This window comes from Pannonibacter sp. Q-1, from assembly GCF_054073275.1.
The window spans coordinates 710,491-725,428 of record NZ_JBSXNB010000002.1 but is presented as its reverse complement, the minus strand read 5'-3'; the positions used below and the strand labels follow the sequence as shown (position 1 = coordinate 725,428).

Annotated in this window: 16 protein-coding genes; 15 read left to right on the top strand and 1 reads right to left on the bottom strand. The window is 63.5% G+C overall.

Features of this window, described 5'->3' with window-relative positions; all coding sequences use genetic code 11:
• Positions 1 to 20 precede the first annotated feature (20 nt).
• The 4 genes from ACVNHC_RS07390 to ldtR all read left to right on the top strand — a co-directional run bounded on the left by ACVNHC_RS07390 (position 21) and on the right by ldtR (position 3,176).
• Positions 21 to 1,076, top strand: a complete 1,056-nt coding sequence (locus ACVNHC_RS07390) for an enoyl-CoA hydratase/isomerase family protein (protein ID WP_457166841.1) — start codon at positions 21 to 23, stop codon at positions 1,074 to 1,076.
• 55 nt (positions 1,077 to 1,131) lie between these two features.
• On the top strand, positions 1,132 to 1,545 hold the full coding sequence (locus tag ACVNHC_RS07385; protein WP_457166840.1) for a DUF6163 family protein: 414 nt from the start codon (positions 1,132 to 1,134) through the stop codon (positions 1,543 to 1,545).
• 45 nt (positions 1,546 to 1,590) lie between these two features.
• On the top strand, positions 1,591 to 2,502 hold the full coding sequence (mmsB, locus tag ACVNHC_RS07380) for a 3-hydroxyisobutyrate dehydrogenase (RefSeq protein WP_282097365.1): 912 nt from the start codon (positions 1,591 to 1,593) through the stop codon (positions 2,500 to 2,502).
• Positions 2,503 to 2,663: 161 nt separating this feature from the next.
• Positions 2,664 to 3,176, top strand: coding sequence for a transcriptional regulator LdtR (gene ldtR, locus ACVNHC_RS07375; protein WP_457166839.1), 513 nt, complete (start codon positions 2,664 to 2,666; stop codon positions 3,174 to 3,176).
• Positions 3,177 to 3,264: 88 nt separating this feature from the next.
• Here ldtR and bla read toward each other — a convergent pair whose 3' ends face one another.
• On the bottom strand, positions 3,265 to 4,149 hold the full coding sequence (gene bla, locus ACVNHC_RS07370; RefSeq protein ID WP_457166838.1) for a class A beta-lactamase: 885 nt from the start codon (positions 4,147 to 4,149) through the stop codon (positions 3,265 to 3,267).
• Positions 4,150 to 4,293: 144 nt separating this feature from the next.
• On the opposite strand from bla, the gene ACVNHC_RS07365 reads away from it, so the two are divergent.
• The 11 genes from ACVNHC_RS07365 to ACVNHC_RS07315 all read left to right on the top strand — a co-directional run bounded on the left by ACVNHC_RS07365 (position 4,294) and on the right by ACVNHC_RS07315 (position 14,710).
• Positions 4,294 to 5,181, top strand: a complete 888-nt coding sequence (locus ACVNHC_RS07365) for a LysR family transcriptional regulator (protein ID WP_457166837.1) — start codon at positions 4,294 to 4,296, stop codon at positions 5,179 to 5,181.
• A gap of 372 nt (positions 5,182 to 5,553) precedes the next feature.
• Entirely contained in the window at positions 5,554 to 6,846 is a 1,293-nt protein-coding gene (locus tag ACVNHC_RS07360) for a L,D-transpeptidase family protein (protein ID WP_094463748.1), read from the top strand.
• A 242-nt stretch (positions 6,847 to 7,088) separates the two neighbouring features.
• On the top strand, positions 7,089 to 7,313 hold the full coding sequence (locus ACVNHC_RS07355; RefSeq protein ID WP_050471307.1) for a DUF6898 family protein: 225 nt from the start codon (positions 7,089 to 7,091) through the stop codon (positions 7,311 to 7,313).
• Between the two features lie 208 nt (positions 7,314 to 7,521).
• Positions 7,522 to 8,829, top strand: coding sequence for a serine hydroxymethyltransferase (gene glyA, locus ACVNHC_RS07350; RefSeq protein ID WP_050471412.1), 1,308 nt, complete (start codon positions 7,522 to 7,524; stop codon positions 8,827 to 8,829).
• Between the two features lie 168 nt (positions 8,830 to 8,997).
• The gene (nrdR, locus tag ACVNHC_RS07345; RefSeq protein WP_019962538.1) at positions 8,998 to 9,480 is read left to right on the top strand and encodes a transcriptional regulator NrdR; all 483 of its coding nucleotides are present in this window, start codon (positions 8,998 to 9,000) and stop codon (positions 9,478 to 9,480) included.
• Entirely contained in the window at positions 9,477 to 10,646 is a 1,170-nt protein-coding gene (ribD, locus tag ACVNHC_RS07340) for a bifunctional diaminohydroxyphosphoribosylaminopyrimidine deaminase/5-amino-6-(5-phosphoribosylamino)uracil reductase RibD (RefSeq protein ID WP_457166836.1), read from the top strand. The genes nrdR and ribD overlap by 4 nt, the downstream gene beginning before the upstream one ends.
• A gap of 1 nt (position 10,647) precedes the next feature.
• Positions 10,648 to 11,259, top strand: a complete 612-nt coding sequence (locus ACVNHC_RS07335) for a riboflavin synthase (RefSeq protein ID WP_457166835.1) — start codon at positions 10,648 to 10,650, stop codon at positions 11,257 to 11,259.
• An 84-nt stretch (positions 11,260 to 11,343) separates the two neighbouring features.
• Positions 11,344 to 11,793 carry a 6,7-dimethyl-8-ribityllumazine synthase gene (ribH, locus tag ACVNHC_RS07330; RefSeq protein ID WP_050471310.1) on the top strand — a complete coding sequence of 150 codons (450 nt, stop codon included), beginning with the start codon at positions 11,344 to 11,346 and terminating at the stop codon, positions 11,791 to 11,793.
• 6 nt (positions 11,794 to 11,799) lie between these two features.
• Positions 11,800 to 12,345 (top strand): transcription antitermination factor NusB, encoded by a 546-nt coding sequence (gene nusB / locus ACVNHC_RS07325; protein WP_050471311.1) that lies wholly within the window; start codon positions 11,800 to 11,802, stop codon positions 12,343 to 12,345.
• 1 nt (position 12,346) lies between these two features.
• A complete protein-coding gene (gene thiL / locus ACVNHC_RS07320; protein ID WP_457166834.1) occupies positions 12,347 to 13,378 on the top strand; it encodes a thiamine-phosphate kinase in 1,032 nt (343 codons plus the stop codon).
• A 93-nt stretch (positions 13,379 to 13,471) separates the two neighbouring features.
• Positions 13,472 to 14,710, top strand: a complete 1,239-nt coding sequence (locus ACVNHC_RS07315) for an MFS transporter (RefSeq protein WP_457166833.1) — start codon at positions 13,472 to 13,474, stop codon at positions 14,708 to 14,710.
• Positions 14,711 to 14,938: the final 228 nt, after the last annotated feature.

Here is a 14,938-nt window from a genome sequence, read left to right as displayed (position 1 = left end):
AACCGGGGAGGCAGAAGAGCATGAGCGAGAGCGCGGACGAGGTTCTGTTCGAGGTGGCGGGGCAGGCGGGGCTGATCACCCTGAACCGCCCCAAGGCGCTCAATGCGCTCAGCCATGGCATGGTCAAGGCCATCGCCGCCCGGCTGGATGACTGGGAAACGAATCCGGCCATCACCCGCATCGTGCTGCGCGGCAGCGGCGAGAAGGCCTTCTGCGCGGGGGGCGACATCCGCCAGGTCTATGACATGGGCGCGGTGCAGGGCCTCAAGAGCGCACCGGAGCAGACGAGCTTCTTCGCGGACGAATATATCCTCAACAGCCGCATCAAACATTTCACCAAGCCCTGGGTGTCGCTGATCGACGGCATCGTCATGGGCGGCGGTGTCGGCCTGTCGGTGCATGGCTCGCACCGGGTGGGCACGGAAAAGACGCTCTTTGCCATGCCGGAAACCGGCATCGGCTTCTTCCCGGATGTGGGGGGTAGCTACTTCCTGCCGCGCATGTCGCGCCGCACCGGCTATTACTGCGCGCTGACCTCTGCCCGGCTGAAGCAGGCCGATGCGCTGCTGACCGGCGTGCTCACCCACGCGGTGGCGTCCGCCTCTATCCCGCCGCTGACGGACGCGCTCTGCGCCGGGGAGCCGGTGGAGGCAGCGCTTGCCCGCCACGCGGTGGATGCAGGTCCTGCGCCGCTGCTTGACGTGATGGATGAACTGGAGCGCGTTTTCGGGCTCACCAGCGTTGACCAGATCTGGCAGGCGCTGGCCGCAAGTGATTCAGACTTCGCACGAAATTGCCTGGGGATGCTGGCCGCCAAGTCGCCCACCAGTCTGGCGCTGACCTTCGAGCAGCTGAACCGGGGCGCGGAGCTGGATTTCAACGGCTGCATGCGGATGGAATTCCGCATTGTCAGCGAGATCCTGAAGCACACGGACTTTTATGAGGGCGTGCGCTCCGTGCTGGTGGACCGGGACAATGCACCGCGCTGGCAGGCGGCAAGTCTTGCAGAGGTGGACAGGACGGGGCTGGCGGCTTATTTCGGAAGGCCAGAGGGCGGCGATCTTCCGCTGCCCTGAGTGAAGCGCGGGCACTGGCTGACAACGCCTGATGCCCCTTCCCGCAAGGCCGGCCATGATCACAAGCTTTCAGGATCTCCTCAAGAACCGCCCGCCCTGGAGCACCGTGCTGCTGTGGTATCTGCGCTGCATGGCGCTGCTGCTGATCGCGGGCGGGGTGATCCACTGGGCCCGCATCGTCGGCTTTGCGCCCTGGCGCGGCGCATGGTTCTGGGAAATGCCGGTCGAATGGCAGACGGCCACCGTCTTCTTCGCCGTGCTGGATCTGGTGGCGGCGATCGGCCTCTGGCTGGCGGTGTCCTGGGGCACGGTCATGTGGCTGTTCCGGGCTTTCAGCCAGATCGTCATGCACACGGCCTTTTCCGACATGTTCGGGCGGCGGCCTTACGAGATCACGTTCTATCTGGCGACCATCGGCATCTATCTGCTGCTGGTCTATCTGGTGGAGCAGGAACACAGGAAGAAATAGCCGGACCGCAGATGGCCCAAGCCTGACACGGTTCCGGATGAGACTTTGCGAACCGGGAGGAGTTGCGTCATGGCATCAGTGGGTTTCATCGGTCTTGGCAACATGGGCGGCCCGATGGCGGCCAATCTGGTCAGGGCAGGGCATGCGGTAAAGGGGTTTGACCTGTCGCCGGAGGCCAAGGCCCAGCTGGAGGCCGCAGGCGGCAAGGCGGTCGCATCCGTCGCAGAAGCGGTGCGCGATGCCGATGCCGTGGTTTCCATGCTGCCCGCAGGCAAGCATGTGCGCGCCGTCTACACCGGGGAAGAGGGCGTTCTCGCCAGCGCCCGGCCCGGCACGCTCCTCATTGACAGTTCCACCATCGACGTGGACAGCGCCCGTGCCGTGGCACAGGCGGCCGCTTCCGCCGGCATGGTCATGGTGGACGCCCCGGTTTCCGGCGGTGTTGGCGGTGCGGCTGCCGGAACGCTGACCTTCATGGTGGGCGGCGAGGATGCCGCCTTTGAGCGCGCCAAGCCCTTCCTTGAGGTGATGGGCAAGACCATCGTCCACGCCGGTGGCTCGGGCACCGGTCAGGCCGCCAAGATTTGTAATAACATGATACTCGGCATTTCCATGATCGCAGTTAGCGAAGCGTTTATCCTTGCCGAGCGGCTGGGCCTCGACGCCCAGAAACTTTTCGACATTTCATCCACAGCCTCCGGCCAGTGCTGGTCGCTGACAAGCTACTGCCCGGTGCCTGGTCCCGTACCGTCCTCGCCTGCCAACCGGGATTACCAGCCGGGCTTCGCGGCGCAGATGATGCTCAAGGATCTCAAGCTTTCCCAGGAGGCGGCGCAGTCCTCCGGCGCGGCCACGCCGCTGGGTGCACAGGCCGCAGCCCTCTATGCCCTCTTCTGCAATTCGGGCCATGCGGGCACGGACTTCTCGGGGATCGTCCGGTTCCTTCGTGGTGAATGAATTCTTTCGATGGATCGAAACAGACGAAAAGTCTCCGGTAAATTTTAAGAGATGATTCAGCGTATCTCTTAAGCGGATTTTAGAAGCGCCTCTGTATGGTCAGTCTCAAGGTGGAAAAAATAACCACCCAATGACAGGTAGAAATATAGAGGCGCAAACAAATGATCTCAGCTAACAGAGCTATGGATGCCGTTGCTCAGGCAGAAGAGGACACGGAACTCAAGCCGCTGTACCTGGAAGCACTGACGCTCGTCGAAAGACTTCACCGCCGTCTTCTTGACGTCATCAAGGACGAGTTTGACCGCATGGGCCGTTCCGACGTGAACAGCGTGCAGGCCCTGCTGCTGTTCAACATCGGCGACAGCGAGCTGACGGCCGGCGAGCTGCGCACCCGCGGTTACTACCTCGGGTCCAACGTCTCCTATAACCTCAAGAAGCTGGTGGAGACCGGTTACATTCATCATCAGCGTTCGCGCATGGACCGCCGTTCGGTCCGTGTCAGCCTGACGCCGAAGGGCCAGGAAGTCGCCAAGATCGTGAATGACCTCTACGAGCGTCACATTCTCTCGGTCGAGCAGGTAGGCGAGATCCACGCCGGTGACTTCGCCACGCTCAACAAGTCGCTGCGCCGCCTGGAGCGTTTCTGGACCGACCAGATCCTCTACCGTCTCTGATCCGCTGGGACTGCAGGCAGCACGAAATGAAGAGGCCCGTGCCGGACACCCGGCACGGGCCTTTCTGTTATGCGGGAGCCAGAAGGGATCAATGTGCCTTGATGACGCCGATCACCGCAGCGCTGATGTCCTGCAAGGCTCCGTTCCGGGTGGCAAAGTCGGCTTTGACATCGGACACGAAAATCACGGCGATCCACGGCGCCCGGTCCGGCGGCGTGATCATGGCGATGATGTTGCGGGTCTGGTCACCGCTGCCGGACTTGTCCGCAATGTGCCAGCCTTCCGGCGCGGTTTTGCGCAGGAGTGCGCCGGTGACGCCGCCGTGGCTCATCCACCCGGTCAGCTGATTGCGGGATTGAGGGCTGAGGACATCGCCCAGAAGCAGTTTTTCCAAGGTGGCGGCCATGGCTGCCGGTGATGTCGTGTCCCGGGGATCGCCGGATTTGAACGTGTTCAGGTCAGGCTCCAGCCGGTCGAGACGGCTGACGGTGTCTCCGGTGCTGCGGAAGAATTCCGTCACCGCTTCCGTGCCGCCAAGGCGGTTGATCAGAAGATTGGCAGCCGTGTTGTCGCTCATGTCGATGGTGGCCAGGCACAGCTCGCTGAGCGGCATGGTCTGGCCCACTTTTTTCTCCGTCACCGGCGCATAAGACACGATGTCTGACTGGAGAACGGGAAGTTCCTCGTCGAGGGTCAGCGTGCCGGCATCGGCTGCGGACAGGATGGCACCACAGATCGGGGTCTTGATGGTGCTGTTCATCAGGAACCGTTCGTCCGCCCGGTTGGCCCATGACCAGCCGCTGCCGGTGTCATGCAGAACCACGCCCACGCGGGCATTCAGCCGGGACTCGGTTTTGGCAACAGTTTCAGCGAGCTGAGCGTCTGCCGGGCCGGCTGCCGCCGGGGCTGCCAGCAGCAGGGAGACGGCAAAAACCTGAGCGGAACGGCGGAGATGGGAAAGCGTTTTTGGCATGATCAATCCTTGGAAATAGCGGGCGTATGAAAGCGCACTTGCGGCTCTCTGACATCAATTGATGTCATGCGTTCCTTCTATTGCGGCTTGCATTTCGCCCTCAAACGACAAATCCTCAGGTGCGATATTAGGAAAAGTAATGCGATGGACCGTCCCGATATTCCCCTCAATGCGCTGCGTGTCTTTGAAGTCGCCATGCGGCAGGGCAGCTTTACGAAAGCGGCGGTTGAATTGCGTGTGACGCAGGCGGCCGTCAGCCACCAGATCGCGCGGCTGGAGGATCAACTCGGCGTGATCCTGTTCCAGCGCACCTCGCAAGGCCTCGTGCCGACGGACGAGGCGAGGCTGCTTGCGCCGGTACTGGAACACAGTTTCGATGTGATTGGCCGGACGCTCGACAGGTTTCACGGCAAGCGGCACGTCGAGGTGCTCAGCATCGGCGTCAACACGACCTTCGCCCTTGGCTGGCTGCTGCCGAGGCTTGAGGCCTTTCAGGCGGCGCATTCCGAGATCGACTTGCGGATTTCGACCAACAACAACCGCGTGGAAATCCTGCGTGAAGGCCTGGATATGGCGATCCGTTTTGGTGCCAGCGGCTGGAGCGGGCATGATGCGCTTCCGTTGATGGAGGCGCCACTGTCACCGCTCTGTGCACCCCGGCTGGCTACACAACTCCGTGAACCGGCTGACCTTGCCAAGCTGCTGCTTCTGCGCAGCTATCGCAGCGCCGAGTGGCCGCAATGGTTCGAGGCAGCCCGGACGCCGCCTCCGCCGCTGAAGGGGCCAGTCTTTGACAGTTCGGTCGCATTGGCGGAACTGGCTGCCGAGGGCATGGGGGCTGCTCTGCTTCCTGTTGCGATGTTTCAGCGTCAGATTCGTCAGGGGCGGCTCTGCCAGCCGTTTCCGGTCTCAGTTTCTGCCGGGCGCTATCTTCTGGTCTGGCCTTCGGACCGTCCGCAGACACGGGCAATGGCCGCCTTCGCGCAGTGGATTGCCGGGGCCTGCCTTGAGGACCGGTCAGAGGCAGGCTGAGGCAGGCTGAGGCTGGGCCGTGCCCCTCCGGTCGCTGCGACACTCTCCGCCGCGCATGCAAAAAACGCAGTGTAGCTTTGCAGCACCAGTGTTCGCGTTTCTGGCGAAGATGTGTTTACTGGACATGTTTCGGCCATAAACCCCTGACTAATGAAACTCATGACTGCTGTGCCATGAGCGCAGGCAGGGGCTGACGATTGCGCAAGGGCTTTCACCGTTTGGGCATGCGGCGGCCGACCGGACCTAGGCTGCAATTTGTTAAGCCGCCGTGTGGTTAACTGGAAGTCACCGGCTGGCAGACCTTGCAGTATCTGCAGATCAGAACTGGTCAGGTGAACCTCCACGCGATGCGAAAGGGAGCGACGGGTGTTGTTGCGCAACGGGAATCAGATCACGAAAGTTTCCGCCACTCTGGCCCGCGCGGCTGTCTTGGCCGGCGCTCTGACGGGCGTTCTTGCCGGAACGGCGCTGGCGCAGTCGCCGCTGGAGGCACTGCAGCAGTATAACAAGCGCGCAGAATGGGAAGACCGTTTTGATGCCACGCTGCAGGACCTGCAGTCGATCAAGACCGCGACGCCGACCCTTGCGCCCCAGACAGCCGAATATGTGGCTTCGGCCATCGACCAGTATGCCATGATCGTGCAGCGCGGCGGCTGGGAACACGTCGCCACGCCGGGCAAGACGCTGCGCATCGGTGCTGAGGACAATATCGTTGCCTCGCTCCGCCGCCGCCTGATCGCATCGGGTGATCTGGAGCAGCAGGCCGGTGTCTCCACCACCTTTGATTCCTACGTCGATTCCGCTCTGCGCCGGTTCCAGGTACGCCACGGCCTCATCCCGGATGGCACGCTGGGGCAGACCACGCTGGCGGCGCTGAACATTCCGGCCGATGTGCGCCTGCGCCAGCTGGAAACCAACCTTGTGCGCCTGCGGTCCCTGTCGGGTGATCTGGGCGCGCGTTATGTGATGGTGAACATTCCGGCGGCCGAGATCGAGGCCGTTCAAAACGGCCGCGTCCGCTCGCGCCACACCGCTGTCGTCGGCAAGATCGACCGTCAGACCCCGATCCTGAATTCCAAGGTCTATGAGGTCAATTTCAACCCCTACTGGACCGTGCCGGTTTCGATCATACGCAAGGACCTGATCCCGAAAATGAAGCAGGATCCGGAGTATCTGGCCAAGAACAAGATCCGTATCTTCGACTGGAAGAACAACGAACTGGCCTGGCAGCAGATCGACTGGAACTCGGACGAGGCAACGAAGTATCAGTTCCGGCAGGATCCGGGCGAGATCAACTCGCTGGGTGCCATCCGCATCAACTTCCACAACACCCATCAGGTGTATCTGCACGACACGCCGTCGAAGACCCTGTTCGGCACCGACAACCGGTTCCATTCGTCTGGTTGCGTGCGTGTGCAGAACGTGCGTGACCTTGTGTCCTGGATGCTGGAATCGACCACGCCGGACTGGAACCGCACCCGTGTCGACCAGACCATCCGCGATGGCCTGCGGGAAGACGTGAAGCTGAAGACGCAGGTGCCGCTGTACCTGACCTACATCACGGCCTGGGCCAACGAAGACGGCACGGTGCATTTCCGTGAGGACATCTACAACCGCGACGGCCTTTATGGCGACGTGGCAGAGCTGCAGCTGCCTGGGCAGTAATACGAACTCTCGATGAACCTTTCTCATCGAGAGTTGGTCAAGCCCGTGCGGCGCCTGAGCGACTTCAAGGCGTGATGCGTCAGCATCGAAAGCCTTGGCATAAGGCTTCGCATCAGCAGATGAGACTGGAAAAGGGGGCTCAGGCTCCCTTTTTTCTTGCGCAGTCAACCATCATGCCCATCTGATCCCCTAGGGCGTGTCTTTCATGTGCCGCCCGTTCTTCTGTCTCTGGAGAAACCAGCATGTCCGGCCATGCCAAGGGTGAAGTCTATCTGGAATTCGTGCCCATCGGCCGTCAGGTGAAGGTGGTGGCGATTGATGCGGCGACCGGCGTTGAAGTGTCGGTGATCGGCCCGGTCAATGCGGCGCAGTCGGACCTGCAGGCGCTGGCGCTTCGCAAGCTGGCAAAGCGCCTGTCGGAGGACAGTGGCACGCCGGAGGTGCCGCGCGGGGGCTGGACAGCATGAATTTCCGCACCATTTCCGCTCCGGACCAGATCCATGCCGGATTTGCGGATCGCTGTGACGGTCTGCCACTTGGTTCACCGGAATGCCTATGCTAAGTGCAGGGCTCCCGAAAGGGCCAATGCCGGAGCAATGTCATTTGCCCGCGCTTGGGCGGAAGAAAGGGCGAAGGGGCCCTTTGTGAATCGCTGAAAAGGACCTAGCCATGTCGATGTCGGATACCTTGGCCGGCGAGCCGATCTACACCGGTTTCTTCACTCAATCTCTGGCTGATGCCGATCCGGATATCTTCGGCGCCATCCAGAAGGAAGCCGGCCGTCAGCAGCACGAGATCGAGCTGATTGCCTCCGAAAACATTGTCTCCAAGGCCGTTCTCGAGGCTCAGGGCTCGGTCCTGACCAACAAATATGCCGAGGGTTATCCGGGCAAGCGCTACTACGGCGGCTGCCAGTATGTCGACATTGTCGAGACGCTGGCGATCGAGCGCGCCAAGGAGCTGTTCGGCGCCAAGTTCGCCAACGTGCAGCCGAATTCCGGCAGCCAGATGAACCAGGCCGTCTTCCTGGCGCTGCTGCAGCCGGGCGACACCTTCATGGGCCTTGACCTCAATTCCGGCGGCCACCTGACCCACGGCTCCCCGGTCAACATGTCCGGCAAGTGGTTCAATGTCGTGTCCTACGGCGTGCGCAAGGACGACCATCTGCTCGACATGGAAGAGATCGAGCGTCTGGCTCACGAGCACAAGCCGAAACTGATCGTTGCCGGCGGCACGGCCTATTCGCGCGTCTGGGACTGGAAGAAGTTCCGCGAGATCGCCGATGCGGTCGGCGCCTATCTGATGGTCGACATGGCTCACATCGCCGGTCTTGTGGCTGGTGGCGCGCATCCCTCGCCGGTGCCCCATGCCCATGTCTGCACCTCGACCACGCACAAGTCCCTGCGCGGCCCGCGCGGCGGCCTGATCCTGACGAACGACGAGGACATCGCCAAGAAGATCAACTCGGCCGTGTTCCCCGGTCTTCAGGGCGGCCCGCTGATGCACGTGATTGCCGCCAAGGCCGTTGCCTTCGGTGAGGCGCTGCGTCCGGAGTTCAAGGCCTATGCTGCAGCGGTTGCGGCCAATGCCAAGATGCTGGCCCAGACCCTGCAGGAGCAGGGGCTGGATATTGTTTCCGGCGGCACGGACAACCATCTGATGCTGGTGGACCTGCGCCCGAAGAACGCCACCGGCAAGAAGGCGGAGGCCGCCCTTGGCCGCGCCAACATCACCTGCAACAAGAACGGCATTCCGTTTGACCCGGAAAAGCCCTTCGTCACCTCCGGCGTGCGCCTTGGCACTCCGGCCGGCACGACGCGCGGTTTTGGGCTTGCCGAGTTCCGCGAGATCGGCATGCTGATCACCGAGGTTCTCGACGGCCTGAAGGCGGCGAACAGTGAGGAAGGCAACGCGGCTGTGGAAGCTGCGGTGAAGGCCAAGGTGATCGAACTCACCAGCCGCTTCCCGATCTATCCGGCCTGATTGCCTGACTGACGCGTACAAGAACCGGTCCGCGCCCTCCGGCGCGGATCGTTTGCATTCTGAGCGGAATTCGAAGAGCTTACGGCCACCAGATTCTTCGCGCCCAAGCGGTGCTTGTGGCTTGGCAGGGCCCTGTCTCTCAGGGCCTTGGTATAAGGAACGGATGACATGCGGTGCCCCTTTTGCGGCGGTGAAGAGACCCAGGTTAAGGATTCGCGCCCGACCGAAGACAACACGGCCATCCGCCGCCGCCGTGTCTGCTCCACCTGCGGGGGGCGGTTCACCACCTTCGAGCGGGTGCAGCTGCGTGAGCTGATGGTGGTCAAGCGCTCCGGCCGCCGCGTGCCGTTTGACCGTGAAAAGCTGATGCGTTCCGTCGAGATCGCCGTGCGCAAGCGCCCGGTTGACCCGGAGCGGATCGAGCGTATGGTCAGCGGTATCGTGCGCCAGCTGGAAAGCACCAGCGAAGGCGAGATCACCAGCGAGATGATCGGCACCCATGTGATGGAAGGCCTGAAGACCATCGATGATGTGGCCTATGTGCGCTTTGCATCCGTATACCGGAACTTCCGTGAGGCGCGCGACTTCCGCGAGCTTCTCGGTGAACTGGGCGGCTTGCCCGGCAATGACGAACCCCAGGAGGATGCGTGAGCGAAGCTGAGGCTGAAGCTGTTGCGCCCGCCGCCGGCAGCAAGGCTGCCGTGACCGGGATTGACCGCCGCCTGATGCGCGCCGCTGCTGCCCTTGCAGCGCGGGGGCAGGGGCAGGTCTGGCCCAATCCTTCGGTGGGCGCGCTCATCGTTCAGTTTGAGGACGGCGGGCCGGTCATCGTTGGCCGGGGTGTCACCTCCCGCCCCGGCGGCCCTCACGCAGAAGTGAGCGCGCTGCGGCAGGCGGGGGAGCTGGCCCGTGGCGCCACCTGCTACGTCACGCTGGAGCCCTGTTCCCACTACGGCCGCACGCCGCCTTGTGCCCTTGCGCTGCGCGAGGCAGGTGTCGCCCGTGTGGTGATCGGCTGCCTTGATCCCAGCCCGCGCGTGGCCGGGCGCGGTGTTGCCATGCTCGAGGAAGCGGGCATTTCCGTCTCCACCGGCGTTGAGGAAGACCTCTGCCGCCTGCTGCATGCCGGGCACCGGCTGCGCGTCACCGATCAGCGGCCGGATGTGGTGCTGAAGCTGGCGCTTTCTGCCGATGGCGGCATTGGCCGGGTTGGTGAGGGGCAGGTGGCGATCACCGGCCCGCTGTCACGCAATGTGGTGCATGGCCTTCGTGGCAGTTGCGACGCCATTCTCGTCGGCATTGGCACGGCTCTGGCCGATGATCCGGAACTGACCTGCCGCATGCCCGGCATGAAGGACCGCTCGCCCGTGCGCGTGGTGCTGGACAAGGATGCAAGGCTGCCGCTGAAGAGCCGTCTCGTTCAGTCTGCCGCCGATGTGCCGGTGTGGCTGGTGACGGGCAATCAGGCCGATCCCGAACGGGTGCAGGCGCTGGCCGATGCCGGTGTGCTGGTGATCCGCGTGCCCGCCAATGAAGAGGGCATCGAGCCGAAGATCGCGCTGACGGCGCTGGCCAACCGGGGCGTCACCCGGCTGATGGTGGAAGGCGGCGCACGTGTTGCCCGGTCCTTCCTGCAGGCTGGTGTGGTGGACGAGACGTGGATCTTCCACGGCGTGGCTGAACTCGGGGCAGGGCGCATCCTGCCGTTCGACGGCGGGGCAGGCGGATTCACCTCCGAGTACCCGGATTTCCGTCTGGTTGATACGGCCGTCTACGGGCCGGACAGGCTGCTGCGGTTCCGCCGCAAGGAGAGTTGAGATGTTCACCGGAATTGTCACCGATCTTGGCACCATTCTCTCCGTCACGGACATTCCTGCCGGGAAGCGCACCCGCATTGCCACGGTCTATGATGTGGACACGATCGACATCGGCGCCTCCATTGCCTGCGGCGGCCCGTGCCACACGGTGACGGCCAAGGGGAGCGATGAGACCGGCAACTGGTTCGAAGTGGAAAGCGGCGCGGAAACCCTGCGCCTGACCACGGCTGCGGACTGGACGGCGGGGCAGAAGCTCAATCTGGAGCGCTCCCTCAGCCTTGGCACGGAGCTGGGCGGCCATCTGGTGCTCGGCCATGTGGATGGGCTTGCCCGCATCGTCGAGCGGCGCGACCATCCGGACACGGTCTATTTCCGCTTTGACGCTCCGCGCGCCTTTGCGCCCTTCATTGCCCGCAAGGGATCGGTGGCGCTGGATGGCACGTCGCTGACGGTGAACGAGGTGGAGGGAACGGAGTTTTCCGTCTTCCTCATTCCGCACACGCTGGCGGTAACCACCTGGGCCGAAAGGCAGGTGGGAGACAACGTAAACCTTGAAGTCGACATGATGGCGCGCTATGCCGCGCGCCTTGCCGAATTCCGCGAGCAGGCCTGAGGGGCTCGCCCCCGCAAAAGGCTGGACAAAATCGGGCAGGCATGGTTCCTGACCGCACCTCTCAGACAGAAAGCGACACGACCGATGAGCTCCGCGCCTCACCTCCTGATCATTGAAGCCCGATTCTACGAAGACATCGCCGATGCGCTCTATGAAGGGGCCGCCAAGGCACTGGACGAGGCGGGCGCGACCCATGACCGGATCGCTGTTCCGGGCGTGCTGGAAATCCCGGCGGCCCTGTCCATGGTGCTGACCTCCATGGAAAACGACGGCACCTTCTATGACGGCTTCGTGGTGCTCGGCTGTGTCATTCGCGGTGAGACGACCCATTACGACATCGTCGCCAATGAATCGGCCCGCGTGCTGATGGATCTCATCGTCGATGCCGACCTTGCCCTCGGCAACGGCATCCTGACGGTGGAAAATGATGAACAGGCCTGGGCCCGCGCCCGGGTGACCGACAAGGACAAGGGCGGTGCTGCCTCGCGCGCAGCGCTGGACATGATCCGTCTTCGGGAACGGCTTGGGGTTTGATCTGACATGACCGGCGAAGCCGATCAGAACAAGGGGCCGGAAATCCGTCCGGCCAACAAGCGTGGTGCCGCCCGTCTCGGGGCGGTGCAGGCGCTTTACCAGATGGATGTGGGCGGCTCTTCTGTGACCGATGTGGTCAACGAGTTCACCGCCTTCCGCCTTGGCAAGGAAGTCGACGGCTACCAGTACCGCGATGCGGACGAGCAGTGGTTCAAGGACATTGTGCGCGGCGTTGTGGCCGAGCAGCTGCGTCTTGATCCGTTCATCCACACCGCGCTGGTGGAAGACTGGCCGCTGAAGCGCATCGACAGCCTGCTGCGTGCCATTCTGCGCGCTGGCAGCTATGAGCTGCTGCGCCGCCGGGATGTGCCGCCGAAGGTGATCATCTCCGAATATATCGACGTGGCGAAGGCCTTCTACGCCGAAGATGAGCCGCGTCTCGTCAACGGCGTGCTGGACCGTCTGGCCCACCAGCTGCGCAGCGCCGAGCTGGAGCCGCTGGAGCCTGCGGCTGAGGCGGGAGAAGGTCAGGACGCGCAGGACGGCCAGTAACATGGCCGCTGAGGGGGCATATGCGGGGCTGGGCGAGTTCGACCTGATCGAGCGCTTCTTTGCCCCGCTGGCAACCGCCCCCGGCAGCCTTGCGCTCACCGACGACGCCGCCGTGCTGAAGCCCTCCACCGGGCATGAGCTGGTCCTGACCAAGGACATGCTGGCGGCGGATGTTCATTTCTTTGCCAATGATCCGGCCGATCTGGTGGCGCGCAAGGCCTTGCGCGTCAACCTCTCCGACCTTGCCGCCAAGGGTGCAAGGCCTCTCGGCTATCTGCTGGGGCTTGGCCTTGGCGGGGAGATGGCCGGGAGCGGGGCCGCGCAATGGCTCACCGGCTTTTCTGCCGGGCTCGCTACCGATCAGGCGGAATTTGCGTTCCCGCTGCTGGGCGGCGATACCATCCGCAGCGGCGAGCGCATGGTCCTGTCCATCACTGCGCTTGGCGAAGTGCCGGAAGGCCGCGCCATTCGCCGTAATGGCGCGAAGGCGGGCGATCTCGTCTATGTCTCCGGCACCATTGGCGATTCCGCCCTTGGCCTTGCCCTGCGGCTTGACCCGGAGCTGGCACGCAAGCTCGGGCTGTCTGAATCTCATGCCGAGTTTCTGCTGAACCGCTATCTGCTGCCGCAGCCGCGGATGGCGCTGGCCTCTGCCGTGCTGTCCCATGCTTCCGCCTGCCTCGATATCTCTGACGGGCTCTGCGCCGATGCGGGCCATGTGGCGCGTCATTCGGGTGTGGATCTGGTCCTCGAGGCGGACGATGCGCCGCTGTCGGATGCGGCCCGTGCTGCGCTTGCAGCCGATCCGCAGCTTCTCGCCCGCGTGCTGACCGGCGGGGATGACTATGAGCTGTTTGTTTGCGTGCCGCAGGCGCAAGGGCAGGCCTTTGAGGCTGATGCCGCAGCTGCCGGTGTGCCGGTAACCCGCATTGGTCAGGTGCAAGCGCCTGCCGCTGACAAGCCAGCTGTCCATCTGACGCGCGGTGGTGTTCCTTTCGCGCTTGCAGGGCAGGGCGGCTTTCGTCATTTTTGAGGCCTGTCCCGGCTTCCCGCAGGGAAGCCATATCTGAACCCCGCAGATAGCCCTGCCAGCCAGTTCTGCCCGGACCCCGTCTGGAGCCTGCCCATGTCATCTCAGCCCTCCCTTTCGCCTGCGCAGGACGCCGCTGCCGATGGCGACCGCATCGCGCGCCGCAACGCTGCGATTCTTGCCGCAGCACAGGCTCTCGGCGGGGCGACGGCCTCCATCGTCATCGCCACCGGCTCGCTGACTGCGGCCTCGCTTTTGCCCGAAGCCCCTGGCCTTGCAACGCTGCCCATCTCCTGCATGATCCTTGGAACGGCCATCGGCACCCTGCCGGCCGGAGCGGTGATGAAGCGGGTGGGGCGGCGGACCGGTTTTCTGGGCGGCTCGGTTCTGGGCTTCCTCGCTTCGCTGCTGGCGGCCTGGGCGATCCTCACCGGCAGCTTCTGGCTGTTCACACTGGCCTGTGCGCTGGCGGGCACGGTGACGGCCTTCGTCCAGCAGTTCCGCTTTGCGGCCGCCGACACGGCGAGCGATGCCTTCCGCCCCAAGGCCATTTCCTGGGTGATGGCGGGCGGCGTCTTCTCCGGCATCATCGGGCCGCAGACGGTGATCTTCACCAAGGACCTCTTCGCGCCGGTGCTCTTTGCCGGAACCTATGCCGCCCTTGGCGGCCTGTTCCTGCTGATGGGCGTGATTCTCACCTTCCTCAAGGTGCCGCCCGTCCGGGAAAAGACCGTGGCGGATGCGCAGGCGCGGCCGCTGGGCGTCATCCTGCGCCAGCCGTCCTTCATTGTCGCCGCCGTCTGCGGCATCTGCTCCTATGCGCTGATGAGCCTCGTGATGACGGCAACACCGCTGGCCATGATCGGTTGCGGCCTCAGCGAAACCGATGCTGCGCTGGCGATCCAGTGGCATGTGCTGGCCATGTTCGGCCCCAGCTTCTTCACCGGCACGCTGATTGCCCGTTTCGGCGAGCGGACCATCGTTCTCACCGGCCTTGCGCTGCTGTGCGGCTGTTCCGTGATTGCGCTCATGGGGCTTGAAGTGGCGCATTTCTGGAGCGCGCTGATCCTCTTGGGCATCGGCTGGAACTTCGGCTTTGTCGGCGCCACCAGCATGCTGACGCGCTGCTACCGCCCCGCCGAGCGGGCGACGGTGCAGTCCTTCAACGATTTCCTCGTCTTCGGCTTTGTCGCGCTGGCGTCCTTCTCTTCCGGCGCGCTGCTGCACAGCTTCGGTTGGGCGACCGTCAATCTGCTGGTCTTCCCGCTTGTCCTCGTCTGCGTGATCCTCATGTTCGTGCTGGCCAAAGGCACACCGGAACCGGCGTTGTCTTGATTTGTTCCAAGTAAAAACAACCCTTGCGCAACCTGTTTTGCATTGCGGTATTTGCCGCGTCAGCATCTGCTGCGTTGCGGTGCATGTTTTCGTGTCTCTTGCGAAAATAAACGAGGGCAAGGACTTGACCGGCCCCATGTTCATTCTGTTAACGTGACGTCGTTGCGCCTTGCTGCGGAATGAGAGTGGACTTGCCGGAGCCCTGGCGCGCGTCGCAGCCCGTTGGAA

Excerpts from the sequence above, each read along its gene's own strand:
- ACVNHC_RS07390 (WP_457166841.1), top strand. The coding sequence starts at position 21 with ATGAGCGAGAGCGCGGACGAGGTTCTGTTCGAGGTGGCGGGGCAGGCG.
- ACVNHC_RS07385 (WP_457166840.1), top strand. The coding sequence starts at position 1,132 with ATGATCACAAGCTTTCAGGATCTCCTCAAGAACCGCCCGCCCTGGAGC.
- ldtR (WP_457166839.1), top strand. The coding sequence starts at position 2,664 with ATGATCTCAGCTAACAGAGCTATGGATGCCGTTGCTCAGGCAGAAGAG.
- bla (WP_457166838.1), bottom strand. The coding sequence starts at position 4,149 with ATGCCAAAAACGCTTTCCCATCTCCGCCGTTCCGCTCAGGTTTTTGCC.
- ACVNHC_RS07365 (WP_457166837.1), top strand. The coding sequence starts at position 4,294 with ATGGACCGTCCCGATATTCCCCTCAATGCGCTGCGTGTCTTTGAAGTC.
- ACVNHC_RS07355 (WP_050471307.1), top strand. The coding sequence starts at position 7,089 with ATGTCCGGCCATGCCAAGGGTGAAGTCTATCTGGAATTCGTGCCCATC.
- glyA (WP_050471412.1), top strand. The coding sequence starts at position 7,522 with ATGTCGGATACCTTGGCCGGCGAGCCGATCTACACCGGTTTCTTCACT.
- nrdR (WP_019962538.1), top strand. The coding sequence starts at position 8,998 with ATGCGGTGCCCCTTTTGCGGCGGTGAAGAGACCCAGGTTAAGGATTCG.
- ACVNHC_RS07335 (WP_457166835.1), top strand. The coding sequence starts at position 10,648 with ATGTTCACCGGAATTGTCACCGATCTTGGCACCATTCTCTCCGTCACG.
- ribH (WP_050471310.1), top strand. The coding sequence starts at position 11,344 with ATGAGCTCCGCGCCTCACCTCCTGATCATTGAAGCCCGATTCTACGAA.
- nusB (WP_050471311.1), top strand. The coding sequence starts at position 11,800 with ATGACCGGCGAAGCCGATCAGAACAAGGGGCCGGAAATCCGTCCGGCC.
- thiL (WP_457166834.1), top strand. The coding sequence starts at position 12,347 with ATGGCCGCTGAGGGGGCATATGCGGGGCTGGGCGAGTTCGACCTGATC.
- ACVNHC_RS07315 (WP_457166833.1), top strand. The coding sequence starts at position 13,472 with ATGTCATCTCAGCCCTCCCTTTCGCCTGCGCAGGACGCCGCTGCCGAT.